This window comes from Mucilaginibacter sp. Mucisp73, assembly GCF_059491465.1.
Window position 1 is genome coordinate 3922233 of record NZ_CP168507.1, and the last position, 26520, is coordinate 3948752.

Consider the following 26520-nt stretch of genomic DNA (forward strand, 5'->3'; position numbering starts at 1 on the left):
CCGGTTTACACCGAAGGCTGACAACAAATGACTACGCTATATCGAAGTTGGTAGTCTTATGCCAGTATCTGGTTAATCAGCTTCAGCTCTTCATCACTAAATGAAGTATTGGTTAAACAACCGATAGAGTCAGTAACCTGCTCAGGTTTACTTGCGCCTATCAATACCGAGGTAACGCGTTTATCTTTCAGGATCCATGACAGTGCCATTTGCGCCAGGTTTTGACCACGCTGCTGGGCAATTTCATTCAGTTTTGCGGCTTTGACTATGTTTTGTTCGGTTATGGCATCTTCGTCAATGGCGCCGTTGCCGCGGTGGGCAGCAGCCCGTGAGCCTTCGGGGATACCTTTCAGGTATTTATTGGTTAATAAACCCTGGGCAAGTGGCGAAAACGGAATACAGCCAACACCTTTATCTTCCAGCACATCAAGCAAACCACCTTCAACCCACCTGTCGAACATGGAATATTTAGGCTGATGGATGAGGCATGGTGTACCAAGTTCTTTCAACACCGCGATGGCTTTTTCTGTTTCGGAGGCGCTGTAGCTTGAGATCCCAACATATAAAGCTTTGCCCTGACGTACTATCAGATCCAACGCGCCCATGGTTTCTTCGATAGGAGTTTCAGGGTCAGGACGGTGATGATAGAAAATGTCCACATAATCCAAACCCATCCGTTTCAGGCTTTGATCCAAACTGGCTACCAAATATTTTTTTGAGCCCCAGTCGCCATAAGGGCCAGGCCACATTCCCCAGCCGGCTTTACTTGAAATAATGAGTTCATCGCGATAGTTTTTGAAATCATCTTTAAAAATACGACCAAAAGTTTCCTCGGCCGAGCCCGGCGGGGGGCCGTAGTTATTTGCCAGGTCAAAATGGGTAATGCCTTTATCAAAGGCTAAACGTAAAATGTTACGGGCATTCTCCAGGCTGTCGATACCGCCGAAGTTATGCCATAAGCCAAGCGATACTGCCGGCAGTTTCAAACCACTGTTACCGCAACGGCGGTACTCCATATCCTGGTAACGGTTTTGATTGGGTAGATAGGTCATATTTGATCAATAAGAATTGTATGAGGCAAAATTGACTTATCTATCTTAAAAATCCATTGAACTGGGACAAGAAATGAAATTATTTAGCGGTCTGATGTTTGCGGTTGTAACCCTAACCGCGCTTATATTTGAGCCATGTTTCAAAATATCAATAATTACGCGGCACGGTCGGTTAGTTTAACTGCAGAGGAAACAGCCCTTTTTAATGAGATATTGGAATATCGGAAAATCCCTAAAAAAACCCGCCTGCTTACTGCCGGCAACATCTGCAATTTTGAAGCCTACATAAACAAAGGCTGCATCCGCGAATATATCATTGATGAGAACGGCGCACAGGTAACCCTGCAATTTGCCATTGAAGACTGGTGGGTGAGCGATCTGGCCAGTTTCCAGGATCAAAGCCCTGCCCACATGAATATTGAAACATTGGAAGATTGCGAACTGCTCATCCTTACCCGCGACTCAAAAGAAAAGCTGCTTAACGAAGTTCCCAAACTGGAACGCATGTTCAGGCTCATGCTGCAAAGGCATCTTACCGTAGTTCAAAAACGGTTATTTAAAACCATGGCAACCACCGCTATGGAAAAATACCTGGAGTTTATTAATCGTTACCCCAGCATCCCGCAAAGGGTGCCACAGCATTATATAGCTTCGTATTTGGGGATCTCGCCCGAGTTTTTGAGTAAACTGAGGGCGAGGAATTTGAAGAAGTAACTGGCGAGCTGACCTTAGCTTTACTCTTCAATAACTTAACTAACGCATTTAATATAAAGGCGTCATTGCTTTGTACGTCGCAGCAATGACGCCTTGTTTGCCGTTAACTATTTAAAAGTTATAGCATTTGCATATTATACTTAATTCCTATGAATATGCAAGCCGTTAAACTGCCGTTTGCCATTTTCATAACTGGTATTGCCTTGGGCAAAGCGCGGATATTTTGAACTGTATTTCTTAAATACACTCTCAGGTTGCTTCACTCCGTTTATGATCATTTCTTCGCCATTCATTGAAAGTTCACGCAGGGCATCTTCATTAGGAATAATATGATCAGCTACCAAATCACCTGTCATCTGTTTTAGCAGCCGTTGATCTTCGGCGGCGCGTTCCTGATCTTTTTTGGCCTGGATCTGATCTAAATGAGCCTGTTCCTGATCGTGCTTAGCTTGTACCTGATCTCGGCTGGCCTGTTCCTGATCACGTTTGGCTTGATCCTGATCGCGGGAAGCCTGCTCCTGGTCGCGTTTAGCCTGTATCTGATCCTTAGATGCCTGCTCCTGGTCGCGTTTGGCTTGTTGCTGGTCGCGCTCGGCTTCTTCCTGTTCAACTTTTGCTTGTCGCTGATCACGTTCGGCCTGTTCCTGATCGCGTTTAGCCTGCTGCTGATCATGACCGGCTTGCTCCGGATCCCGTTTAGCTTGTGCCTGATCTTTTTTTGCCTGGATCCTGTCTTTCCTGATCTGCTCGCGGATAGCTGCTATAACCGTACTATATTCGTTCCATTGGGTTGATGGGATAATCTCACCGTCGACTGCCAGGGCCACCAGCTTGTTGTTTGCCAGCTCCATTTGGTAGGTTTTACCCTTCCAGTTAGTTTGGATGCGTTCGCGCCCCTTACCATCAAAGGTATCGTAATTGTTATAGGCGTTGAAAGCCGTTTTTTTTCCGGGCTTCTGTGCATTTGCTGCAGTTGTTAATGCCGTTGCCGCAATCAACAACAGCGCGCTTCTTAAATAATTGGTTTTCATTTTTCTGTCGATTTAAAAGTTTAAAATTTGGGCAATAAATTTTCCTTCCGCCCAGGGACAGGTTAAAAATTGATTGTTAATATGACTAATTACTGCATAGTCCGGCCGATAAAACGGGGTGCACTCCTGCTTTACGAACCAAATAAGAAATGTACCTGCTTAATTTTGAACGCTTACTTTGCTTTTTATAGGTTCTGTTTTGGGTTTACTTACCTGTGCCTGGTCACGGCGCGCCTGCTCCTGATCGCGCTTAGCTTGTACCTGGTCCCTTTCGGCCTGTTCCTGGTCAAGTTTAGCCTGCGCCTGATCCCGCATGGCTTGTTCCTGATCACGTTTTGCCTGCTCCTGGTCGCGACGAGCCTGGTCCTGGTCTACTTTGGCATGTTCCTGATCCCGGCGGGCCTGTTCCTGCCCGCGGTTATATTCGGTTTTATCGGCCGAAACTTGCTGGCTTTCTTTTTCGGCCTGTTGTTTTGCGAGCTTCGCATCAGCTTCAAGCTGCTCCTGCGGAGAACGCGGCTCAGTATTAGCTATAATCACATTTTCATTTGCAGCAACAGGCTTCTGAGCTACTGCAATGTTTCTGTGCTTTGGCTGTTTTGGTTTATCGACAGATTTAACGGGTGCAACCGGCTGTACACCTGCAGATGGTGTGATATGCCGTTCCTGTTTATACACATAAGCTTTATCATTACCGGGATTATTAACTTCCCGGATCTGCGCGATAGTCGCCGTAGCTATTATTGCCGAAAGGATAACAACACCGCTTATCAAAAACGCTTTATCGCCCTGGGTTACCGTTTTGTTTTTATTACCAAGGATACGGCTTACCCTTTGCAACAACTGGTTCTTTTTACCAGGAAATGCAACCGCATAATTTGCACCGTAAAGCGAATGTTCTTTAAAGCTGATCAATGCCTGTATAAAATCGCGTTTGTTTTTTGTTTGGGCGAGGGCGATATCATCACAGCAGTTTTCCCGCTCATCCCTAAGCAGGGACGAGATCCACAATAAGCCGGGATTAAAGAAAAATACGGTTTCGGCAATGGTTTGTAAAAAGTTAACGAAATAATCATGCCTGCGAATGTGCGCCAGTTCGTGCAGCAGTACAGCTTCCACCTGTTCGGGCGGCAGCCCTGCCACTAAACCCGCCGGGATCAGGATTACCGGTTTTAGGTGCCCGATAACCATGGGTATTTTTACATAACCCGATTCAAGCAGCCGAACAGCCCGCTTCAATTGCAGTTTTTCGCAAAGCAGCTCAACCCTGTTTTTCCAATACCCAACAGGTTCGGATACCTGCCTGTGTTTTGCGGTATGGATAAACATAAGCCCGCGCATCATCTGTACAGACCGGAACAGGAAAAAAACAAACCACAGCAGCACAACCATTGGTGCGTTGGCTGTAAAATAACCGATACAGGTATTGGCAAAAGCCCGGATCCCGTCAGCATTAAGGTTTAATAGCTGCGATGCACGGTTACCTATAGCATTGCCAAGCTCCGGAGTTACAGGTTGCCTGTTCCATTCCCAAACAAAAGTGAACAGGCAAGCACCCACAAACAATAAAAACTGTACAAGTACCAGGTTGTACCTTACTGCCGCGCTTGCTTTTTTGGTGAGGAACATCACCACCGCGCTCATAACCGACAACAACAGCCCCTGCCATAGTGAATGGATCAGCATCCAGCTAAAAGCCTGTATCAGGCTGTGGGAAATAGTGTTGGTGTTAAGGAGCAGGTACATATCTGTAAAGTTTAATTATTGATCGTCCATTTTTTTGAGCAGCTCTTTTATTTTTCTGAGTTCTTCGGCCGATGTTTTGTCGTTACCCAACAGGGCTATCATCAAATCGCTCGGCGAACCATTATACATCGAATCAACAAAACGGCCAAGCATATTACCTTTCACCTTGCTTTCCTCAACCGCGGCGGTGTAAATGTGCTTCATATTGGTTTCATCGCGATTAAGCATCCCCTTCTCTTTCATTACCTGCATCAGCTTAAGGGTGCTGGTGTAAATTACCGCTTCCTTTTGCTCGTTAAGCTTATCATGCACAAACCTCACTGTCGATGGGCCATACTGCCACAACACCCGCAAAACGTCCATTTCTGTTTTGGTTGGCGTTAAATCAGCAGTAATATCCTTTTTAAACAAACTCATAAACCAAAGGTATGTATTAAAAACGTACGTTGCAATAGCTAAGTAATTTTTTATTAAAAAAATCCTCTAAAACAAAAACAACCACCCTAATACTAAGGTGGTTGTACATTATAAATATAAGATCAGTCGTTTAAAAACTCTTGGCAAAGGTTAATCCAACCTTACCGTCCTGGTACGTTGGCAACAATAAGGAGTTGTTGTTTTTCCCTTTCTCATTCCCCCCACGGAATACGCCATTACGGATAAGCGGGTACAGGTAATAAGCCGCTTTGGTTGACAGGATCCCAAAACCGGCTCCTGCTATGATGTCGCTAAACCAATGCTTGTTGTTATATACACGCAAAATAGCTGTAGTGGTAGCAAAGCCATAACCAACGCCGCCGTATATGGGCGAGCGGTCGCCGTACTCCTGCGCCATAAACTCGGCAGAAACAAAGGCGTTACCGGTATGGCCTGAAGGGAACGAAAACTTATCAGAGCCATCGGGCCGCTCACGGTGGGTTACGCGTTTTAAACCAAAAGTGGTGCCGGCAAATATGGCTTCGGAAAGCACGAGCAGCATAGTACGGTCGATAAATGTATTTTTACCATGAACACCAGCCAGATTAAGCGCATAAACAGACACGATAGGCGCGTATTGCATGTAGTTATCAACCTTAGTGTGAAAATCAGGATGATCCTTGTTCATGTCATTTCGTACACGATAGTCGATATTACGTATAAATCCTACTTTTAAGGATAGCAGGCCATAAGTAATAAAAGCCGCCGGCGGTATGTATGAGGGAAACTTACTTTGAAGGTGTTTAACCGTATCAGGCAATGTCAGGATATTCCTTGCAGAGTCTTTCTGCAGGGAATCCTTCTTTACGGCAACTTTTTGTAATGTATCCTTAACCTGGGCATAAACAGGCAGCGAAGATGATGCTGCCAATAGCATCGAAATAAAATAAAACCTAAACTTTTGCAAAGAATCCCCCTTATTAAGCGCTGGTAAGCACAATTATACAATTTAATTCTGTAGAATTTCTGAAGCGCGTAAACAATAAATTAACACGCTGTTAACGTAAATAATATTCAATATGTTGTATGTGATTTAAAATTGATTGAAAGGCCAGTCCCTTATTTTAATTGTTCTTTTTACAATAAATAAAATTACCTATGTTTGATCTGTACTCCTTATAAATCACCAAACTACCTGAATGAAGACCATCAAACTTATCTCCTTCCTTTTATTATTTATCAGCGGCCGTATTTTTGCCCAGAACCAGGCCAATATCACCATCAGCCTAAATGATAAAATTGGCGATATGTACCCCTTTTGGGCATGGTTTGGGCACGACGAGCCTAACTATACCTACATGAAGGATGGCCGGAAACTACTTTCCGAACTGGCAGCTTTGAGCCCTGTACCTGTACGCATGCGGGTTCACAACCTGCTTACCACCGGCGATGGTACAGCCGCGTTAAAGTGGGGATCAACCAATGCATATACTGAGGATGCCAGCGGCAAACCTATTTATAACTGGCACCTGGTTGACAGCATATTTGACACTTACGTTAAACTGGGTATGAAACCTTATGCCCAGATAGGTTTTATGCCTGAGGCCTTGTCAACCCACCCCAAACCTTATCGCCATTACTGGAAACCCGGCGATAACTATGATGATGTTTACACAGGATGGGCCTACCCTCCCAAAGATTATAATAAATGGGAAGAGCTTGTTTATCAATGGGTAAAGCATTGCGTACAGCGCTACGGCCAAGCCGAGGTTGAAAGCTGGTACTGGGAAGTGTGGAACGAACCAAACATAGGCTACTGGAAAGGTACTATGAAAGAGTTCTTTAAACTATACGATTATGCTGCCCATGGTGTAAAACGCGCCCTGCCTACCGCGCACGTCGGCGGACCGGAAGTTGCAGGCGGCTCGAGCCCTGGCGGAATGAAATTCCTGAACGCATTTATTAAACATTGCATTGCCGACACCAACTATGCTACAGGCAAAATAGGTTCGCCTATTGATGTAATCTCATTCCATGCAAAAGGGCAGCCTACGCTGATCAATGGCCGGGTACGCATGAATATGGCGCCCCAGATCCGCGATATCAGGGAAGGTTTTAAAATTGTAGCATCATATCCCGAAACTAAAAACACCCCGATAGTAATAGGCGAATCGGACCCGGAAGGTTGCGCGGCCTGCGGTATGGCTACGAATCCCTCAAATGCGTACCGTAATGGTACTATGTATTCGAGTTATACTGCGGCTTCCATAGCCCGCGAGTATCAACTGGCCGACTCATTGGGCGTAAACTTTATGGGCTCGGTATCCTGGTCGTTCGAGTTTGAAAACCAGCCCTGGTTTTATGGCTTCCGCGATTTGGCTACAAACGGAGTTGATAAGCCGGTACTTAACGTTTTTCCGGATGCTGGGCATGATGAAAGGCAAACGCCTTAAAGTAACCGGCGACCAGATGTATTCGCTTAAAACCGTGGCCGATTCAAGCATCAGGGGAAATAATACAGATATCGGTGCTTTGGCAGCCGCAGATAAAAAAGAAATGACCGTATTGCTGTGGAACTATCATGATGATGACCTGCACGATGCAGGGAAAACCGTAAAGATCAGGATAGAAAACCTACCTCCCACCTTTGTAAAACTAACTCAATACCGCATAGATGATGAGCATAGCAATGCCTACGAAGTGTGGAAAAAGATGGGTTCACCGCAAAAACCTACAGCTGCGCAAATTAAGGAACTTGAAAAAGCAGGGCAATTACAACAGTTCGGCAAACAGGTTACGCTGCAGGCTAAATCAGGGCTGGCAGGTGCCACTGTATTGTTACCAAGGCAAGGGGTGGCTCTTTTAAAGCTTAGCTGGTGAGATAAACTCATCTATCAAACTATGAAATTGTTCCAGCCTGCCTAACCGTAATACTTTTGATAAAGTATCGAGCGTATAGGTGGGTGGGGTATCGGTAAAATCGCCAATCCTTTACTTTTTTATAATAAGGTCTTCCCTGGCCGCCCACATACCAATATCCTGTTTAGTGAGCGCGGCGGCCATCAGATCAGGAAATTTATCGGGTGTACAGGCAAAAACGGGCACACCCATATCGGCCAGGAACTGCGCATTGCCATGATCGTACGATGGAGAGCCGTCATCGCTTAAAGCAAGCAATACTACCAATTGCACACCTGCCGCAACCAGTTCTACCGCACGACGGCGCATTTCGGCAACATTACCTCCTTCGTAAAGATCGGTAATGAGCACCAACACGGTATCCGTGGGCCGGGGAGCTATCTGCTGGCAATAGGTTAAAGCTGCATTGATATCCGTGCCACCACCTAATTGCACGCCGAATAATAACTCAACCGGGTCGGTTAACTCTTCGGTTAAATCGGCTACAGCCGTATCAAAAACCACCATTTTAGTTTTTATGGCTGGGATAGAAGCCATAACGCTTCCAAAAATCCCCGAATAAACCACTGATGAACCCATCGATCCGCTTTGGTCAAGACAGAGGATCACATCTTTTAATGATGAACGCTTACGACCGTAACCAATCCTCGTTTCGGGAATAATGGTTTGATATTCGGGTTGATAATGCTTAAGGTTTTTAAGAATAGTTGCCCCCCAGTTTATTTCATTATGCCGCGGCCTTGTATTGCGGGCACTACGATTTAAACTGCCGGTTATGGCCTGACGTGTGGGCTCGGCTAACTTTTTTATCAGTTGGTCAACAACCTTACGTACCACCTGCCTCGCAGTATCTTTTGTTTTATCAGGAATAACGCGGCTCAATGTCATCAAAGTTGCTACCAGGTGAACATCTGGCTCTACATTTTCCAACATCTCCTTTTCAAACAGCATTTGGGTCAGGTTCAGGCGCTTTAATGCATCCTGCTGCATTACCTGTACTACACTTGATGGGAAGAAGGTACGGATATCCCCCAGCCAACGGCTTACATTCGGTGATGATGCACCGAGGCCTCCGGTTCTGTCGCTGTCATATAAAGCTTCAAGTGTGCGGTCAACTTTAAGGTCGGCATCATCAAGGCTAAATCCGGTGCCTTCATTTTTATTACCGCCCAGTATTAACCGCCATTTGCGCAAATGCTCCGGTTCAATTTCCATTTGTGTCGTTAATGTTTATGGTTAAACCCAATAATTGCATAATAACCGGCAAGCCTTGCTTAGCTCTTTCAGCATCAAAATTAGCGCTGATGTTTGTATGCTGATGCCCCGTCCCACCGCCGGATCTGGCCTTTTCGCCAAGCTTTCTCCTTTCAGGATTGGTAAAATTGGCAAAGGTGCGGCGCAGTAAAGGCAGCACTTGCATGAAAACCTCACCGGCAAGACTGGCTACCCAATTGTCGATCACTTGCCAAAGGTCCTGATCAAGCAACAATAAAGTACCGCTGCCTTTCAAAAAGCCTTCGAGCCAGGCTGCGGCGATGACCGGGGCCGTGGCCGATGACATAGCAAAACTGAAATACTGCATCAGTTGGTCGCCCTCCAATTTACGGGCGTCATGCAGCAAACGGGTACTATATCCTCCTATAACCGCCGAGGTGTTTTTATTAGCTGCTATAGTCAACAGCGTTTGCTGCCACATGTTAATTATGCCCGTATCCTGCAATAGGTTAATGCCATCGTTCAGTTTAAAAAACAGTTCCAGCAGCTTTTGAGAGGCATCTTCATCAATAGCGATACAGGCATTGGGCAAACTGATACAAACGCGGGTAATAATGCTATTGATAATGCTGATCACCAATTCGGCATCTGTTTTGCGTACATTGCCATACCTTGCCACAGTTATCAGGCCAGGCACTACTTCCATCAGTTCGATAACATCGGCAGAGGCCGCAGCCAGATTATTAAGCTGACTAATCAACGCTTCAATGGCTCCAGGCAATTCTGCCGGAATCGTTTTTTCAAGCAGATCGCCTATAACTTTCAGTTCCTTTGCTTCTTTTGCCTGGTTGAGGACGCTATTCGCGGCCGCTTCAGCTACGGTATTGCCCAAATTGCCGCGTTCAATAATCTCCACCGAATAGCCGGGGTCCCATTGCAGGCGCCATTGCTCTTTAAAAGTACCCCTACCGCTGCTGTATTGCTGCCTGCCCCAATTAATGCCCAATAATTGCAGGCGGTGCAGGAAGATACTCCGCTCCAGGTCGGTATCTTTCCTCAGGTCGAGTGTATAATCTTTGTAATCAGCTGTTGCGGGCAGCCTTAATTTCTTTTGTTGTTTTTCAATATCGAGTTGCAGCGGCGGTTTGGGAATCTCAACCGGCACCTCGCCTATCTGGTGGCCAACTATTAATTCGTCATGTACCAGTTTTAGCAAAATGCTCTCGCCGTTACAAAGCACGCTCAGCGTGGCCTCATTCAGTTCCTCTAACCCTACTTTGGGCAAACCCCGCAATGAAGCGAGCGCACCGGCCAACCTTACCGCTTCAATAATATGGGCAACGGAGGTATCCATCTGCTGCTTACGGAAAAGTTGTGCCACCTTGGCCATCCACAAGGTACCATCATCAAGCGGATGGTTCCAGATGTGGTTGTACCACCCCGGCGAATTGATACCGGCACCGTAGCCGCTACGGAAGCTTAAACGGTTAAAAGTCCAGGGAATCCAGGTGCACTCTGTTTTTACTTTTGGAAGCCCCTTCAGTATTTCGTTATCATCTTTTTGCGATGATTTTCCCTGTAAAGCTGGTGCGTGCCATGCTCCACAAATTACGGCTATGGTATGAAACATCTCCTTTTCGGCCTGGCGGATAGTGCGACGCATGTATGCTTCGCGCATCTGTTCAAGCTTTTTGTCCTTTTTGGGAAAACTCTCGCGGAGTGCCTGCATAGCTTCAGATACCGCATCAAAAACCTCATCGTTATTATCGCGGTACTCAAACGTATGCTCCCACCATTTTTCATCGTCGGCAAAGCCGGCAGCATCTGCCAGGTAACTTATCGGACTTTTATAGAGTTGCTCAAGGCTTTGTCCCTCGCTATTGATCTGATCTGTATCCGGCTCTTGTTGTTGTTCAGCAACCTTTTGCTCCTTTTCAACAAGCATCTGGTTACCGGCAGGGAGATCCATAAAACGCACATGGATATTTTGCCTGCGGGCATAAAGAATTGCCTGCCATTCGGGCGAGAAATCGGCAAAGGGATAAAACACTGAGCGTTGGGGGTCATCCGGCTGATAGCAAAGCAGCGCTACGGGTGGTTTCAAACCTTCGTTGTTTACCCATTGCAGCATGGCATCAGCTTCCGGCGGCCCCTCAACCAAAACAATATCGGGCCTAACCGTTTCCAGAAAAGCTTTCACGTTACGCGCCGAACCCGGCCCGTGGTGCCTTATGCCTAAAATATGTACTGCCATTGGCTTAAGGTTTTTTGATTACAGATCGCGGCAGGCGCGGTAAATGTCGGCCCAATCGGTACGTGGTTTTACTACAGTTTCCAGGTATTCCTGCCAAACCAGTTTATCCTGCACCGGGTCTTTAATTACCGAACCGATGATGCCCGCGGCAAGATCAGCCGCTTTCAATTGCCCATCGCCAAAATAGGCAGCCATTGATAAACCGCTGTTCACAACGGAGATAGCTTCGGCAGTACTTAAGGTACCTGACGGGACTTTGATCTTGGTTTTGCCATCAAGCGTAACGCCTGCACGAAGTTCACGGAAGATGGTCACTATCCGGCGGATCTCCTGCAATGCCGGCGGTTCGGCCGGCAGTTCCATTACTTTTTCAAAGCTTTCAACCCGGCGGCGTACGATATCTATCTCCTCTTCCACCGAATCAGGCAAGGGAAGGATAACGGTATTGAAACGGCGCTTTAACGCGCTTGATAATTCATTTACACCTTTATCACGATTATTGGCTGTGGCTATGATATTAAAACCTTTAACAGCCTGCACTTCGATATTAAGCTCAGGCACGGGCAGCATTTTTTCAGAAAGAATGGTGATCAGTGTATCCTGCACGTCGGCGCCAATACGGGTAAGCTCTTCTAAACGAACTATTTTACCATCTTTCATCCCGCGCATTACAGGCGTTTCTACCAGCGCATCCGGCGATGGGCCTTGTGCTATCAGGCGGGCATAGTTCCAGCCGTAGCGAATGGCCTCTTCACTGGTACCGGCTGTTCCCTGGATAATCATGGTTGAATCGCCGCTTACAGCCGCTGCCAAATGTTCACTCACCCAGCTTTTTGCTGTACCGGGCAAACCATATAATAGCAGGGCACGATCTGTTGTGAGCGTAGCTACCGCTATTTCCATTAAGCGGCGGTTGCCAATATATTTTGGCGAAACCTCAAAGCCATTCTTCAGCTTTCCGCCAACCAGGTAGGTTACTACCGATTGAGGAGAAAGTACCCAGTTGGCCGGACGCTTATCACCGTCCTGCTTTTTCAATTCTTCCAGTTCGTGTGCAAATAATTGCTCTGCATGCTGACGTAATATCTGTGACATGTTAAAGTTTTTATGCGTTAAAGGCTTTAAGCGTTTGCTGTTTTAAGTTGAGTAAATTAATTAAGTGATTGCGGGTTTTGTCCCAGGTTGGCTGGAGGTTAACCTGCTGTGATGTTATGTTTTCGATATATTTCAAAGCTCCGACAGGGATCAGGCTGATATACCGGGTAAAAAATCCACGATTATATTCGTAAGGCCAGTTAGCCATTTTTAGCAAGGCCGAAACCGCAAACTCGGTGCCCCATTCATCACTAATGCGGATGGCCTGAGCAATTGTATTTTGCGGATCACTGCTCAAGGCTTTCAGCAGGTATTTTTCCTGTTCCCTGCCGCTTAGCATTTCAACAAAATCCGGGTAGAACATACTTTGCCCGAGAAAAAACGGCACCCAATTCTTTTGCCTAAACTTTGCTACCGCATTGGCCAAAGCCGGTACCATAGCAGGTGCATATTTTTCAAAATATTCAACTATCTGAATGGGCGTTGCTTCAAACTGATCTTCCCAAAACGCCGGCGGCACGCTGCTGATGAGCTGATAAATAACATAGTTTCCGTCAGTTACCGTACTTTTAGGCCCCGATAATTTTTCGATGCCCGATCTGTAGATGCTTTCGTCAACTACGGCGGGAAGTTTTATTTGGATGGAAGTTTTAGTAGTTAAACCTAATAAGGCCTTTTCTTTTTTTAGCGATACAGATTCACGCAGCAACTGCTGATACTGTTTAACAACCGGCGAACCAGAAATACTTTTGAGCAGGGCCAAAGCTTCATCTTTAACCTTTTGCCCTTTTTCGTTGAGCAAACCCTCCAACCATGGCAGGTCATTAGCATTACTATTCACCTTCATGGCTTTAAGCAATTCCAATTTACCGGCTGCATTCTCCTGCTCCCACGTTTGCTGCAGCCATTCTAAAGCTTTGGCGGGCTCATTCAGTCTTAAGCTTTTCAATAGTTCTGAACGCTGGGCTGGCGTACCCATTTGCCATAGTTCCTCATCGGCTATAGTAGGAAACCAGTTCCACGCAGGGTTCATTTTACTAAGCCAAACTCCCCTGTTACCACTGCATTCAATAACAGCTTTGCGCAATGCCATCTCCTTTTGTGCTTTTTCAAATACGACAGGCAACACATCAGGCATTAGTAATTGCCCTGATTTACAGCATTGCATTAACCACAATTGTAGTAATTGATCGTTCTCCTCGCCCAATATGGCGTTCAAAACCCCGGCAGCTTCGGGTGAACAGTACGGTTTTGTTTCTGCAAGCGCTTTATTAGCCGGCAGATCATTTTTTTGAAATGGTATAAAACCCGATTGCCTGTAATTGTAGATCACAGCAGCTTTTTGCAGGTAGCGTTCTTCTTTATCTAAGCCTGCTGAGGCCTCTATCGCATTAGCGATCAGGGCTACTTCTTCCGGCAAATCAGCAATAGCAGGTGTAGGTTTATCAGTACCCAGCATTGCGGTGTTTATGATACTTTCCCAGGCCTTCATCAGATACATTTGTAATTATTTTGATGCCAAACGCCAATCGGGCGATACTCATTTTCTCTACCGATGACGGCCATATTTACCGGGTCGCCTCCGCTTATGGCAATCAGTTGCCAGATGTTGGTATAACTTGCTGATATTTTGCAGAGGCAGCCTTCGCTATCCTGTAGCCACCATTGCTTTTGGTAGAAAACCGGTGTTAGCGACGCTATAACAAGGGGCATTTCACTGCGAAATGGCAAACGGCTGTTTAGTATAGTTTCATAACCGGCAACTTGCTGCCAGCCTGTAAATGTTTTTATATTAACGTTATCGATTTGCCTTATGATATTATAATCCTTAACGATAGCACGATACGGCAGGGCCGACGGGAAATACACCAGGGTAGCATCCAGGTACATTCCCGGCGAAAAGTTAAGTGGCGGGAATTGCCCTTTAACCGTAAATTGCAGCACCAGCGCATAACTGTTGGTTTTTAAACCGTAAAGCCAGTTTTGCTCAATGGTCAGTTGCTGCTCATCGCGGCTTTCCTTTCCAATAACAAGCCAGGTATCCCTTACACCTGTTTGCCCCCGCAGCTCTTCCTGGTTGATGGTGAAACCTATGACAGTGCGTAAATCCTGCTGCAAATCCGGGTCAATATTTTGAATGTTATTGTACCCCGCTGCAACTAAATATAATTGGATTAATTTATCTATAAAGCCACTTTGCCAGCCGTCGTTCCAAAAGTTGGTAGCACCAAGGTTCCTCACCATACCAGCCAATCCCGATGCCTGGGCATCAACCATACGGCGGGCCATATTATCCCAGTAAGCCGGCGTTTTTTCGGGGATGGTTAAAATTCCGCCGCGTACAATATCCTTGATCCAAACCATTAGCTCGGCTATCCCTGCGCTTACTTTTTGTTCACGTGCCTGTACACGTTTAGCCTGAGCGTTTTCATCTACAGGTTTTTCGGCCGCCTTTTCAACTTTTTTTTCTTCTTTTTCGGCTCGTTTGTTTATCCAGTCGCTTACCCAGGCAGGCATTGTTGATTTGGCAAATAAGCCTGGGTCCCTCGCACATAAAAGCATTAAGCCTAAGCCATGCTTACATGGAAATTTACGACTGGGACATGAACATTTAAAGGCAATAGCGCCAAGATCAACCTGAGTTTGGTAAGGTTTGCTGCCGCTGCCCTGGCATTCGCCCCAAAGGGCTTCTTCACTAATCCCTTTGCTTACCCATTTGGTCGGGTTAGCTAAATCACGACCTGCTTTTTTTGAAGCTTCATCAGGTGCGAGAGCGTATATCTGATCTTCTGTTAGCTGCAAAACTTGTGATATTTAGTAAAAAAAACGGGTTAGGTTTCTCGTTCCTAAAATCAGGATAAAATAATTAGCTGTCAACCCGAAAATAAACAAAAACCCTCTTCCGGTAATAACCGAAAGAGGGTCAGCCAACCTAACGTGCCCGGGTGAGTCGGGGCCTGTTAGTTAATAGTTACATTAAGTGCGAAATTATAAAGCAAATCCGTAGGCTAAACGCAGGCCAACCATACCAAAATGATCCTGGTTAGCGCCCGAAAAGTTTTCATAGCGTACACTTACATCCCAGGTTTTATTGGCCCAGCCTATACCAGGCGAAAGATCAAGCCTGTGCGGGCCCCAGCCATGCTCCAGTTTTTCGTAAGCGATACCAGCTTCGCCGGCAACATATACACTTGGTACAAAAAACTCTTTGAAACCAAATTTAATCGGAATTTCGCCATAGCTTGGATAGCGTTTACCCGTAGCAGGATTTTCTTTCTGAAAAAAATGATACCCGCCCATAGTATAAGTAAGCGCGAAACTATTGCTTATACCGTATTGTAAACGGGCTGTACCACCTAAGGTAAAAGTAGTGCCAATTTTTGCTACACCTGTAGGCAAGCCGGTTTCAATTCCTAAACCTAAACGGAACGCATTTGCAGGAGTGGTTTGCGCTTTTACCGTATTTGAAAAAAACAGTGCTCCTGTCACAAGGGTCGCTGCTGTTAGCTTTGATAGTAATTTCATGTAGTAATATGTTTGTGTACATAATGATTACTACCATTTTAGCAAAGGCGTTGCCTCGGGTTGCAGTTTTTTTTATACCGGTAAGATATCTACCTGCAAAACACTACTCTTTTATATAATGCACCCCGAGAACACCATCGGCGAAAGTTGTGCTTTTTTCCAGTTTAAGTTTTATTTCCGCATTAGGAAATAACGGAACACCGGCGCCAAGCACTATCGGGTTTATAAACAGCCAAAATTCATCAATCAATCCTTCCTGCATCAAATAACGGGCAAGGCCGGGGCTGCCGAACATGATGATCTCGCCGCCTTCCTGTTTTTTGAGGTCTGAAATCCGCGCCTTTACATCATCACTGATAAATTTAATCTTATCGGTATTTTGCCCGGCAGCATTTTCAGACACTACATACTTAAGTGTATTATTATACCATGTAGCGTGTTCAATATCGTGTTTTGAGGCATTTGGCCCATCGGCTGCTGTTGGCCAGTAGGCATCCATCATTTCAAAAGTTTTACGACCATACAGGGCGGTGTCAGCTACCTGTGTGCGGGCGTTGGCATACTCAAACAGCTCATTGCTCACTTTGATCCAGTCCATAGCACCATCAGTGCGGGCAACCATACCATCAAGTGAAATGTGCATAAACAATACTAAGTTTCTCATATTATCAGCGGTTATATTTTTTATATCAAAATTAAACCGGTGCTCCATTGTATGCAGGGGGCTAAAGCGACTTTTAAAGGGTGTAAATATGACTATAGTAAAAAGGCCATGCTCCCGCACGGCCTTCTGTTATCAATTATAAATTACTTTACAACGTAGCCATATCAATTACAAACCTGTAACGCACATCGCCTTTTTCCATGCGGTCATAAGCAGTGTGAATATCCTTGATATCAATCATTTCAATATCCGAAACAATGTTATTTTCGGCACAGAAATCAAGCATCTCCTGGGTTTCTTTAATGCCGCCAATTCCTGAACCCGCTAAGCTTTTACGGCCGCCCAATAAGCTGAAGGCAGCAATCTGAGCTGGTTTAGGCGGAACGCCCACACAAATATGAACACCATCGGTACGTAATAACGACAGGTACATGTTAAAGTCATGCTCGGCCGATACGGTATCCAAAATAAAATCGAAGGAGTTTTTAGCTGCTTCAACCTGTTTTGGATCGGTAGTTACCACAAAGTGGTGGGCACCTAATTTTTTAGCGTCTTCTTCTTTCTTAGGCGATGTACTTAATACCGTAACATCGGCACCAAAGGCAACACCAAATTTAACCGCCATATGGCCTAAGCCGCCTAAGCCAAGCACGGCAAGCTTATGGCCTTTGCCTACTTTCCAGTGCCTTAGCGGCGAGTAGGTTGTGATGCCGGCGCATAATAACGGGGCAACGGCGGCCAGATCAACTCCTTCCTTAAGGTGCAGCACAAAATCCTCATTAACAACAATGGTGTTTGAGTAACCACCATAAGTAGGTGTTTTATGATCCTGTTCAAGGCCGTTATAAGTTTGCGAGTTGCCATTGAGGCAGTATTGCTCAAGGTCGCGTTTACAGTTTTCGCATGTACGACATGAGTCAACCAAACAGCCGGTAGCGGCAAGGTCGCCAACTTTAAAACCTTTTACATGCTCGCCAACTTTAACTACGCGGCCAACAATTTCATGTCCGGGCACCATAGGAAAAATGCCGGGGAACCAGTCGTTTTTGATCTGGTGCAAATCGGAGTGGCAAACGCCACAGTACAAAATATCAAACTGCACGTCATGAGCACCAACTTCGCGCCTCTCAAAAGTCCAGGGGGCAAGCGGTGTATTTTCATCTTGCGCGGCATACGCTTTAGTTTCAATCATAGTAGTAAACGTTAAGTAGTGTGAATGATGATTTATTGAGTTTGGAGAGGATCTCCATAACAAATGTACAATGATAATTTTATAAATATCGGTCAAGTATGGGTTGAAATAAAAAAGTGACACATGAGGGGATAAATATTAACCACAGATAAAAGCAATCATTTAATTTAGCATATAGATTAACACCGCATGAAAATAGCCATTGCTACTCCGCCTTTTCCAAAATCAATTAATGATGGTCTGCAACAAGCCGAAAAGTTGATTAAAGACGCAGCATCACAACAGGCAGAGGTTATCTGCTTCCCTGAATCATATATACCTGGATATCCGGGTATGATAGCCGATCCGGAGCCAACATCGCCGGAGATACTGCAATCGGCGCTGGATGAAGTATGCAGGATGGCCGACGAAGATAATATTGCGGTAATTATGCCTATGGATTGGTACAGCGAAGACGGGCTTTTAAACATTGCACATGTAATATCCAAAACCGGCAAGGTGCTTGGATATCAAACTAAAAACCAATTAGACCCATCGGAAGATGCCATTTGGGTTCCGGGTACCCAGCGAAGTATTTTTGAAGTAAATGGCTTAAAATTTGGCGTTACCATTTGCCACGAAGGGTTCCGTTATCCCGAATCGGTAAGATGGGCGGCACGTAATGGCGCGCACATTGTTTTCCACCCGCATTTTTCGGGCAGTAATACCGAAGGCGTGCTGCTTACCGAGTGGGGAAGCATGGCCAACCCTTATTACGAAAAGGCCATGATGATGCGGGCGCTGGAAAACACCATCTATTTTGCCAGTTCTAATTATGGTTCGCTTTACCCGGAATCAGCAAGTTCGGTCATAGCGCCGGATGGTACGTGTGTGGTTTACCAGGCTTATGGAACAACCGGTGTAATTATAGCCGATATTGACCCGCAAAAAGCTACCGGCTACCTGGCTAAAAGATTTAAACCACAGTTATACAATTATTAAAAGCGCCGATATCTTACCCATTATTTGAATTTTGTAAATAATGGATTGATTTATCCAAACCCTTCCTCTCCTATCTGTTTTACTTTTGTATCAAAACAAAAAGAAATGGAAAACAGAAATAAAATTGCCGTGGTTACCGGCGGCAGCCGTGGCTTAGGCCGGGACATGGCCTTAAGGCTTGCCGAAAAAGGAATAGATGTTATTATAACCTACAATACCAATGCAGAGGAGGCAGCAAAGGTAGTTAGCCTTGTAGAACAAAGCGGCGCAAAGGCAGCAGCATTGCAACTCAATACCGGAGTAATTAAAAGCTTTGATGCATTTACCGAAAAACTGCGTGAAGTTTTGACGGATAAATTTGGCACCGATCATATCGACTTTTTAATTAATAATGCCGGGCAAGGCGGTTACAGCGCCATCAGCGATGTTACCGAGGAATTTTTTGATGATTTATTGAATGTGCACTTTAAAGGCGTATACTTTTTAACTCAAAGATTGATCCATCTGATGGCAGATGGCGGTGGTATTGTCAACGTATCGTCCGGGTTGACGCGGGTATCAGTTCCGCGTTCTTCGGCCTATGCGTCTATGAAAGGTGCGGTAGAAATTTTCACCCGTTACCTGGCTAAAGAACTTGGCGGAAGAGGTATCAGGGCCAATGTGGTTGCCCCCGGCGCCATCATGACCGATTTTGGCGGCGGCCATTTGCGCAACAGCGAAGAAACACAAAAAATGGTAAGCAGCATAACTGCACTGGGCAGACCAGGCGTTGCGGAGGACGTTGGCGGCGTTGTAGCTTTCCTTTGTACTGAAGATGCGCGTTGGGTTAATGGCCAGCGTATTGAAGCATCGGGTGGTATGGCAATTTAAATGGAAAACATCTTGATTAGTCGGGTACCTCGTTAAATTAATGAGGTACCCTTTTTGTAAGGGGCCGGCTGTATATTACAAAACGTGTCAATAATGCGTCTCTACAACAGGCGATTTATTTTAATATTTCCAATATCGCAATCACCGCGTTATTGCTTAATGCTTCCATGTCAGCTTCTTCCAACTGCCATAACGCCAATCCGTCACGCTCATGCATCAGGCGGCCCTGCAGCTCAAAAGCCCCGGCAAGCACAAATGCGTAAAACAACGATCTATTGTTTTGAAGTTGATAAAGCGCATCAGCCCTCCCGCCAAATACCCCCGCATGCAATCGAAACGGATGCATTCCGCTGGTGGGGACCAGGTCGATCAGTTCATTTTGTCTGTTGGTAATATCAAATTTAAAAACGGCGTCCTGCGGTAGATCTATAACCTCATCATCTTTTAACTGAAAATAAATGTAATTGATCCAATCGCTTTTATAAAGATTAGTTAATTCAAGACGCTCACCGGCAACAGCATAACCTACAAACAGCTCTCCAACATCAATCAGGCGGATATCTCCGTTTACCCTTTTTAGTAGCACTTCACCTGTAACCGGCATCAAAACAAACCAGCCGGAGTTTTCGACGGCGACATCAATCGAACTGCCGCCCGCCAGCATTTCATCATTCCATACCTCCAACCGGCCAAAGGGTTTACGATGCTCATTAAAGTAGTTACCATAGTTAAAACTGCTGTAACGCCTCAAGGTGTGGGTTTTCGTGAAACCTCTTTGGTCGGCCAAATGTATTTGTCCCGGTGAGATCTTTTCCATGTTAATTGTGATATTGCAGTGAAGTTATATTTATATACGGCTGCAGTTGCATAAGGTTGGTAGATATGCAATTATTTTCGACATTTAACTGATTTTCGGCCTGTTGAGCGGATATGAGCAGGTAATTATCTATGGTATCATGCCAAAACAACGGTTCGGAATAAAAATTAACCGCGACCTGGTGTTTATCCTTGTCATTAATATCCGAATTGATGATCTCCAGCTGAAACCTGCTGAATGAAAGGAACCGCCTGCCAACATTGTTTAAAATATCGGGCATAATGCTGCCAAGCTGCTGAATGTAACCGGTAACCGATGGAGTAACCATACCGGTTAAACGCTGGGCATTGGGCACATTCCTTAACAATTCGGCGTAGGAAGTATAGGCTGTTCCCTAGCTAAAATTCTGGGCCTGCATTTTAAATTCCAGGTAGGTACTTTCAAAAACCAGCTTATCCCATTGCTTGGCCGACCGGATATCGATGATTTTACGATAACATAAAATGATGACGCGCTTTTGCATATGATGGTTCAAAAAACAAAATGGTTTTTTAAGCAGGTACACTTAAGCTGATAGCCAATACAAAACTGGCGGTGGTGCTACCGGTAACAGTAGCAGTTTCAAGCGTATACCCATCGCTAAACACATTATCACTGGCGTTATACGTATATCCGCTCATGCCTTTAGCATAACCGTTAACAGCCGCCAGGGCCGTGCCGGTACCTTCCGGAAAAGCAATCTGTGTTACTTTTAATGATGTACCCGATGAGTTATACACATGAACGTGAATATGCGTAGCCCTGCCCGTATACCAACCTGGAAATATAGAGGTAAAAGTTACCAGGCCATTTGAATCGGTAGTTTGCCTGCCGCGTAAAAAATGAACTGATGTATAATTTGTTGATTGCGTACCACTGCCGCCATATTCAGAATAATTGCCTTCCGCATCGCAATGCCAGATATCAACCAACGCTCCGGAAAGCGCGCTGCAGCTATTATTACTATTATTGATTGTAATTTTCACGGTAAGTTTATACCCGGTACGACCATCAGTAATATCGCTTCTTACATAAGATGCAGGTGAATGTGTTGGATAGGGGCCTTCGGTTTCGGTAGGTGCAACACTGCAACTGCCTGTGTCGGTTGAACCCGAGGTACTGCCGGAAGATGAAGTGGTAGTAGTTGTGGCGGTATCAGCATCTTTTTTGCAGGCCTCAACCAATACCGACGATGACACTGCGCCAATTACCAGGCTTTTTAAAAAGTTCTTTCTTTCCATTGTATATTTTCCTTTTAAGTTTAAACTAATTCGTTGATTCAAAAGTAAAAGCAGTACAGTAAGTGTTGAAACATGTGTCGGTTAGCTGCCTTTTTGTGTCGATAAACAGCAAATTATCGGTGTGCGAAAAGATGAGATTGTATAAACATACAGTTGCATGACAGCTTTAAACCGTCAAATTTCTCTATCTTTGCATGTTTTTTTGAGAGTATATAATATTTATGGCATTAAAAAGCAGTGCGGTGATTACCGGTGTAGGTGGATATGTTCCCGACAACATTTTAACTAATAGTGATTTAGAAAAAATGGTTGAAACTAACAGCGACTGGATAATTTCGCGTACAGGGATCAAAGAAAGAAGGATCCTCGCCGACAGATCGCTCGCTACTTCAGATATGGCTGCCTTTGCGGTAAAAAATCTACTTGAAAATGCCAAAGTTGATCCTTCTGAAATTGACTGTGTTATCGTAGCTACTTCAACACCCGATTATCTGCTTATCTCTACCGCCAGCATCGTTTGTGATAAATGTGGTTTAAGCAATGCCTGGGCGTCTGACGTTAATGCGGCCTGCAGTGGTTTCCTTTATGCCTTTACCCTTGGCTCGAGCCTGGTTGAAAGCAACCGTTATAAAAAAGTAATAGTTATCGGTGCTGATCAAAACAGCGCCATTGTAAACTATGCCGACCGTAACACCTGTATCCTTTTTGGCGATGGCGCCGGTGCGGTATTGCTTGAACCATCTTCTGAAGATCTGGGCGTTATTGACAGTGTATTTAAAACTGATGGGCACGGCAGGGAGCATTTATATGTACCCGGCGGCGGTTCTATGAACCCGGCATCAGAAGAAACCCTCGATGGTAAACTGCACTATATACGTCAGGATGGTCGCGTAGTTTTTAAAGCGGCCATTAAAGGCATGACCGAAAGCTGCACATCTGTGCTGCAGCGTAACAACCTTACCATAGATGATATCAACTGGCTAATCCCCCACCAAGCCAATTACCGCATTATCCACGCCGTAGGTGATGCTTTGGGCCTGCCTGAAAGCCGTGTTAAGATTAACATCGACCGTTATGGTAACACCACAGCTGCCACTATCCCACTGGCGTTATGGGATTATAAAGAAGATTTTAAAGAGAACGATAACATAATCCTGACAGCATTTGGCGCTGGGTTTTCATGGGGCGCAACTTATTTAAAATGGGGTAAATTGAGATAAGCAACCTCAGCCCAACCCTCTCCAAAAGAGAGGGAGTTAAAATTCAACTCAATGACTACTGAAGAACGAATTAAAGAAGCCGAATCACGGATATTCAAAACCGTGTTCCCGAGCGACACCAATCACTACGACACGCTTTTCGGAGGTTCGGCAATGGCCATGATGGACGAAGTAGCTTTCATTACGGCCACCCGCTTTACCCGTAAAAAAATGGTTACCGTATCATCCGACAGGATCGACTTTAACCGTCCTATACCGGCAGGTACCATTATTGAGCTTGTTGGCCGTATATCCCATATCGGCAATACCAGCCTAAAAGTCTTGGTTGAAATCTATATTGAAGAAATGTACTCCTTTGTGCGCGAAAAAGCCATCACCGGCACTTTTACCTTTGTTGCCATTGATGATCATAAGCACCCGGTAAGCGTTTTGTAAGCTTAAAGCGGAAAGCCTAAGGCCTAAAGCCCGATTTTCCCGTATACAAAACTGCTTTGAGCTTTCAGCCTTATGCTCTAAGCTCTTTTTTAGCTTCTTAATGTAGTTTCTTGCGCTTCAACAACCCACCTGTTGTGTCGTCAATACTTTGCTGTACAATAAAGGCTTTGGGGTCTATCCGTAAAATAGTTTGTTTTAATGATGGAATTTCCAAACGGGTGGCGACAGTGAACACAATATCGCGGGGATCATTGACATGACCGTCTTTTCCGTAACCGCTTTTCCCCTGGTAAATTGTAACACCCCTGCCAAGGGTAACCGTTATCGCCCTCCGTATTGCATCGCTTTTGGTCGAGATCACGGTAATACCCGAATATTGCTCGATACCGTTCAGCAAAAAATCGATCATTTTGGCGGCAGCCATATAGGTTAATATTGAATACATGGCCGGTTCAACACCCAATACCGACGCCGCTACCCCAAATATCAAAACGTTAAGCAGCAAAATAAAATCGCTTACCTTTAGCAGTTGAGTCTTTTTACTTACCAGTACAGCGGCTATTTCAGTACCATCAAGCACCGCTCCACCACGCATGGCCAGGCCGCTGCCGGTACCAATAAACACGCCGCCAAATACCGCGGTAAGCAATTTATCATGAGTAACATCCGGAAACTGAACAACAGCAAGGCATAATGAAAGCAAAGCAATGGCGGCGGTACTTTTAATAGCAAACCAAAGCCCAAGCTTCCGGTAACCGATCCACAAAAAAGGCACGTTGATAACAAAGATCAAAACAGATATGGGGATGGAGGTTATATCAGATATCAGCATGGATACCCCGGTAGCACCTCCGTCGATAAAGTGGCTCGATAATAAAAACCCCTTAAGACCAAAAGCTGCCGATAAAATCCCGAGTCCGATATTTGCTGAATCCCTGATCGTGTTGATTGCCTTCATGCCCAAATATAGCTTTTTGGCGCTAAAAGCAGGTATTTGAACACTGACGAATGTTGATAAAGTGAGATTTTTGACTTTTACCTCACCACCACCTGTATCGTATTCCTGCTAATTTGTTCAAGCAAAATAGTTTTGCCTTTGGTTAATTCCTTAATGGTATTCGCCCCGTCATGGCGTACAGTAATGAGCGTTAACCCATCGTTATATTTCACTTTAAAATCTTGTTTTAGGCCGTTCAGCAGCTTTTCAAAACGCTCTTCGTTCAAATCAAAGCAAACCGAAAAACTCAATGCCGATGTTTGCATCACATTTACCTTAACATTGTTTTGGGCAAACAGGCGAAATACATCGCTCAGGTGATCTTCCGTTATAAAAGAGTAATCCTTACCTGATACTGACAGTAATACCTGGTTTTGTTTCAGGATGATCACCGGCTTGGTAAACTGATTATGTCCATCTTCTTTAATTACTGTACCGGGCGCAGATGGGTCTGTAAACGACTTTACCAGCAGTGGTATTTTAGCATTTTGTAAGGGTTTGATGGTTTTTGGATGGATGACACTGGCCCCGTAATAAGTCATTTCGATGGCTTCCGTATAGGAGAGCTCATCAAATTTAACCGTATCAGCAAAAAATCTCGGATCGGCGTTCAGGATGCCCGGAACATCTTTCCAGGCAGTAACCGATTCGGCACCCAAGCAAGCTGCAAATATAGATGCTGTGTAATCAGACCCTTCGCGACCAAGTGTGGTGGTAAAATTTTCGGAGGTGCCGCCCAAAAAGCCCTGGGTTACAACAATACTTTTTTCAAGTAAGGTTGGAAGATCCTTGCTGATACTTGCTTTAGTTTTATCCCAATCTACTATACCTTCTCTGTAAGTATTATCGGTATGCACATATCCGCGTACATCAAGCCATTTACTTTTGAGCCCAACCTGGTTCAGGTAGGCGTTAACTATCCGGGTTGATACCAGTTCGCCAATGGATACGATTTGGTCATAAACAAAATCATAGCTATCGTGTGGTTCATCTTCAATGGCCCAGTCAATCTCCACAAAGGTATTGGCAACTTCATCAAATACAGGGTGGCCCGGTTCAAATAATCCGCTCAGGATGTTGTAATGATATTCTTTAATTTCGTTAAAGATCCCGTGCATATCATCGGTTTGCTCCATGTAGGCTTTGGTAAGCTTCTCAAGCGCGTTAGTAGTTTTGCCCATGGCCGATACCACGATGAGCAATTGTTGATCAGTATATTGTTTTACAACATTAGCAAGGTTGGTAACACCCGCGGCATCTTTAACTGATGCCCCTCCGAATTTAAAAACAAGCATTTATTTAATGAATTGACTTACAACCGAACCCGGCTGTACTAATGATTTGATCTGTGCGTATGGAATAAACAATTCGGTAATACCGGCCGCGTATGGTTTAATGTCATACTGATTATACAAAAATTTAATCCCAAGTGGCGTAATGGAAAAATTGGCATTGAGCGCGAATTTGTTATCCTTAAAAAAATAATTGGTGGCGAGAGATGCGGTATCACTTAATTTTTCATTCTTTCTGAAGATTTTCTCGGCAACGGCATTTAATTTATCATGATACCCGTCAACCAGAACATCATCAAGTTTGAGGTTTTTACTTGCTTTTGTATCCCAGTTTATAAAGCCGACAGATGTGCTGCCATGAGCGCCGCCGGTATATGAATAACCCCGCACTTCGAGCGTAGTTAAACTTGAATCCTGGTGGATCACTTTAACGGAATCACCCAGCGTAAAAAACATTCCCGACCGCGCGTTAGTCTTCCTGAAATCATCATATGATTTCAGGAACTTTTTGGTCATCAGCTCCAGGCTGGTGTCGGACCTTCCATCCGTAGCAAACATCAATGTAAGCTTACGGGTTATGGTATCATTTAAAGTTTTGGCGCTGTCAAAAACAGGATAGTTAATTTTCACTACCGTACAGGCGCTATCGGCCTTAGCACCACAATCTGCCGCCCGTGCTTTGATGACTTTATAAGCATAACGCAGGGTATCAAATGACTTCTCGGGAATTTTATTAGGAACGCCCCACTGACACGATGATAATCCCATCGCCATAAAAAACGCAAGGCACAGATTTTTCATAGG

At 45.0% G+C, this 26520-nt stretch carries 27 protein-coding genes; 7 read left to right on the plus strand and 20 right to left on the minus strand.

Going from position 1 to position 26520, the window contains the following annotated elements:
- Positions 1-56: 56 nt before the first annotated feature.
- The gene (gene mgrA / locus ACEN82_RS16285) at positions 57-1052 is read right to left on the minus strand and encodes an L-glyceraldehyde 3-phosphate reductase (RefSeq protein WP_413318403.1); all 996 of its coding nucleotides are present in this window, start codon (positions 1050-1052) and stop codon (positions 57-59) included.
- A gap of 135 nt (positions 1053-1187) precedes the next feature.
- On the opposite strand from mgrA, the gene ACEN82_RS16290 reads away from it, so the two are divergent.
- The gene (locus ACEN82_RS16290; protein ID WP_413318401.1) at positions 1188-1766 is read left to right on the plus strand and encodes a Crp/Fnr family transcriptional regulator; all 579 of its coding nucleotides are present in this window, start codon (positions 1188-1190) and stop codon (positions 1764-1766) included.
- A gap of 140 nt (positions 1767-1906) precedes the next feature.
- Here the strand turns inward: ACEN82_RS16290 and ACEN82_RS16295 are convergent, their stop codons facing one another.
- The 4 genes from ACEN82_RS16295 to ACEN82_RS16310 all read right to left on the minus strand — a co-directional run bounded on the left by ACEN82_RS16295 (position 1907) and on the right by ACEN82_RS16310 (position 5897).
- The gene (locus tag ACEN82_RS16295) at positions 1907-2797 is read right to left on the minus strand and encodes a hypothetical protein (RefSeq protein ID WP_413318399.1); all 891 of its coding nucleotides are present in this window, start codon (positions 2795-2797) and stop codon (positions 1907-1909) included.
- Positions 2798-2956: 159 nt separating this feature from the next.
- A complete protein-coding gene (locus tag ACEN82_RS16300; protein WP_413318397.1) occupies positions 2957-4543 on the minus strand; it encodes a M56 family metallopeptidase in 1587 nt (528 codons plus the stop codon).
- 15 nt (positions 4544-4558) lie between these two features.
- Complete coding sequence (locus ACEN82_RS16305; protein WP_413318395.1) at positions 4559-4960, minus strand: BlaI/MecI/CopY family transcriptional regulator; 402 nt, start codon at positions 4958-4960, stop codon at positions 4559-4561.
- 130 nt (positions 4961-5090) lie between these two features.
- Positions 5091-5897, minus strand: coding sequence for a phosphatase PAP2 family protein (locus ACEN82_RS16310; protein WP_495643985.1), 807 nt, complete (start codon positions 5895-5897; stop codon positions 5091-5093).
- Between the two features lie 262 nt (positions 5898-6159).
- Between ACEN82_RS16310 and ACEN82_RS16315 the strand changes: the two genes are divergently transcribed.
- Positions 6160-7413 carry a GH39 family glycosyl hydrolase gene (locus ACEN82_RS16315; RefSeq protein WP_413318391.1) on the plus strand — a complete coding sequence of 418 codons (1254 nt, stop codon included), beginning with the start codon at positions 6160-6162 and terminating at the stop codon, positions 7411-7413.
- Positions 7391-7840, plus strand: coding sequence for a GH39 family glycosyl hydrolase (locus tag ACEN82_RS16320; protein WP_413318389.1), 450 nt, complete (start codon positions 7391-7393; stop codon positions 7838-7840). The genes ACEN82_RS16315 and ACEN82_RS16320 overlap by 23 nt, the downstream gene beginning before the upstream one ends.
- A 111-nt stretch (positions 7841-7951) precedes the next feature.
- Here ACEN82_RS16320 and ACEN82_RS16325 read toward each other — a convergent pair whose 3' ends face one another.
- The 8 genes from ACEN82_RS16325 to ACEN82_RS16360 all read right to left on the minus strand — a co-directional run bounded on the left by ACEN82_RS16325 (position 7952) and on the right by ACEN82_RS16360 (position 17824).
- A complete protein-coding gene (locus ACEN82_RS16325) occupies positions 7952-9094 on the minus strand; it encodes a VWA domain-containing protein (RefSeq protein ID WP_413318387.1) in 1143 nt (380 codons plus the stop codon).
- Positions 9084-11348, minus strand: a complete 2265-nt coding sequence (locus tag ACEN82_RS16330; RefSeq protein WP_413318385.1) for a DUF5682 family protein — start codon at positions 11346-11348, stop codon at positions 9084-9086. Before ACEN82_RS16330 ends, ACEN82_RS16325 begins: the two co-directional genes overlap by 11 nt.
- Before the next feature lie 18 nt (positions 11349-11366).
- Positions 11367-12443 carry an ATP-binding protein gene (locus ACEN82_RS16335; RefSeq protein WP_413318383.1) on the minus strand — a complete coding sequence of 359 codons (1077 nt, stop codon included), beginning with the start codon at positions 12441-12443 and terminating at the stop codon, positions 11367-11369.
- Between the two features lie 10 nt (positions 12444-12453).
- Entirely contained in the window at positions 12454-13944 is a 1491-nt protein-coding gene (locus ACEN82_RS16340) for a DUF5691 domain-containing protein (protein WP_413318381.1), read from the minus strand.
- A complete protein-coding gene (locus tag ACEN82_RS16345; protein ID WP_413318379.1) occupies positions 13935-15245 on the minus strand; it encodes an SWIM zinc finger family protein in 1311 nt (436 codons plus the stop codon). Before ACEN82_RS16345 ends, ACEN82_RS16340 begins: the two co-directional genes overlap by 10 nt.
- A gap of 186 nt (positions 15246-15431) precedes the next feature.
- Complete coding sequence (locus ACEN82_RS16350; RefSeq protein WP_413318377.1) at positions 15432-15968, minus strand: hypothetical protein; 537 nt, start codon at positions 15966-15968, stop codon at positions 15432-15434.
- A gap of 103 nt (positions 15969-16071) precedes the next feature.
- The gene (locus ACEN82_RS16355; RefSeq protein ID WP_413318375.1) at positions 16072-16632 is read right to left on the minus strand and encodes a dihydrofolate reductase family protein; all 561 of its coding nucleotides are present in this window, start codon (positions 16630-16632) and stop codon (positions 16072-16074) included.
- Between the two features lie 148 nt (positions 16633-16780).
- Complete coding sequence (locus ACEN82_RS16360) at positions 16781-17824, minus strand: NAD(P)-dependent alcohol dehydrogenase (RefSeq protein WP_090524030.1); 1044 nt, start codon at positions 17822-17824, stop codon at positions 16781-16783.
- Between the two features lie 189 nt (positions 17825-18013).
- Between ACEN82_RS16360 and ACEN82_RS16365 the strand changes: the two genes are divergently transcribed.
- Positions 18014-18805: a carbon-nitrogen hydrolase family protein gene (locus ACEN82_RS16365; protein WP_413318373.1), complete on the plus strand. Its 792-nt coding sequence runs from the start codon at positions 18014-18016 to the stop codon at positions 18803-18805.
- A gap of 105 nt (positions 18806-18910) precedes the next feature.
- The gene (locus ACEN82_RS16370) at positions 18911-19675 is read left to right on the plus strand and encodes an SDR family NAD(P)-dependent oxidoreductase (RefSeq protein WP_413318371.1); all 765 of its coding nucleotides are present in this window, start codon (positions 18911-18913) and stop codon (positions 19673-19675) included.
- A gap of 115 nt (positions 19676-19790) precedes the next feature.
- Here ACEN82_RS16370 and ACEN82_RS16375 read toward each other — a convergent pair whose 3' ends face one another.
- Genes ACEN82_RS16375 through ACEN82_RS16390 form a run of 4 tightly spaced genes read right to left on the minus strand, consistent with a single transcriptional unit; the run spans position 19791 to position 21772 of the window.
- Positions 19791-20492, minus strand: a complete 702-nt coding sequence (locus tag ACEN82_RS16375; protein WP_413318369.1) for a pirin family protein — start codon at positions 20490-20492, stop codon at positions 19791-19793.
- 1 nt (position 20493) lies between these two features.
- On the minus strand, positions 20494-20859 hold the full coding sequence (locus tag ACEN82_RS16380; protein WP_413318367.1) for a hypothetical protein: 366 nt from the start codon (positions 20857-20859) through the stop codon (positions 20494-20496).
- A gap of 27 nt (positions 20860-20886) precedes the next feature.
- Positions 20887-21015, minus strand: coding sequence for a hypothetical protein (locus tag ACEN82_RS16385; RefSeq protein WP_413318365.1), 129 nt, complete (start codon positions 21013-21015; stop codon positions 20887-20889).
- Positions 21016-21043: 28 nt separating this feature from the next.
- On the minus strand, positions 21044-21772 hold the full coding sequence (locus tag ACEN82_RS16390; protein WP_413318363.1) for a dioxygenase family protein: 729 nt from the start codon (positions 21770-21772) through the stop codon (positions 21044-21046).
- Positions 21773-21993: 221 nt separating this feature from the next.
- Between ACEN82_RS16390 and ACEN82_RS16395 the strand changes: the two genes are divergently transcribed.
- Positions 21994-22992, plus strand: coding sequence for a beta-ketoacyl-ACP synthase III (locus ACEN82_RS16395; protein ID WP_413318361.1), 999 nt, complete (start codon positions 21994-21996; stop codon positions 22990-22992).
- A gap of 51 nt (positions 22993-23043) precedes the next feature.
- Positions 23044-23427 carry an acyl-CoA thioesterase gene (locus ACEN82_RS16400; protein WP_090524011.1) on the plus strand — a complete coding sequence of 128 codons (384 nt, stop codon included), beginning with the start codon at positions 23044-23046 and terminating at the stop codon, positions 23425-23427.
- A gap of 97 nt (positions 23428-23524) precedes the next feature.
- Here the strand turns inward: ACEN82_RS16400 and ACEN82_RS16405 are convergent, their stop codons facing one another.
- The 3 genes from ACEN82_RS16405 to ACEN82_RS16415 all read right to left on the minus strand — a co-directional run bounded on the left by ACEN82_RS16405 (position 23525) and on the right by ACEN82_RS16415 (position 26517).
- Positions 23525-24385: a YitT family protein gene (locus ACEN82_RS16405; protein ID WP_188833151.1), complete on the minus strand. Its 861-nt coding sequence runs from the start codon at positions 24383-24385 to the stop codon at positions 23525-23527.
- A 77-nt stretch (positions 24386-24462) separates the two neighbouring features.
- Complete coding sequence (locus tag ACEN82_RS16410; protein WP_413318359.1) at positions 24463-25719, minus strand: aspartate kinase; 1257 nt, start codon at positions 25717-25719, stop codon at positions 24463-24465.
- Complete coding sequence (locus ACEN82_RS16415; protein WP_413318357.1) at positions 25720-26517, minus strand: DUF3298 and DUF4163 domain-containing protein; 798 nt, start codon at positions 26515-26517, stop codon at positions 25720-25722.
- Positions 26518-26520 lie beyond the last annotated feature (3 nt).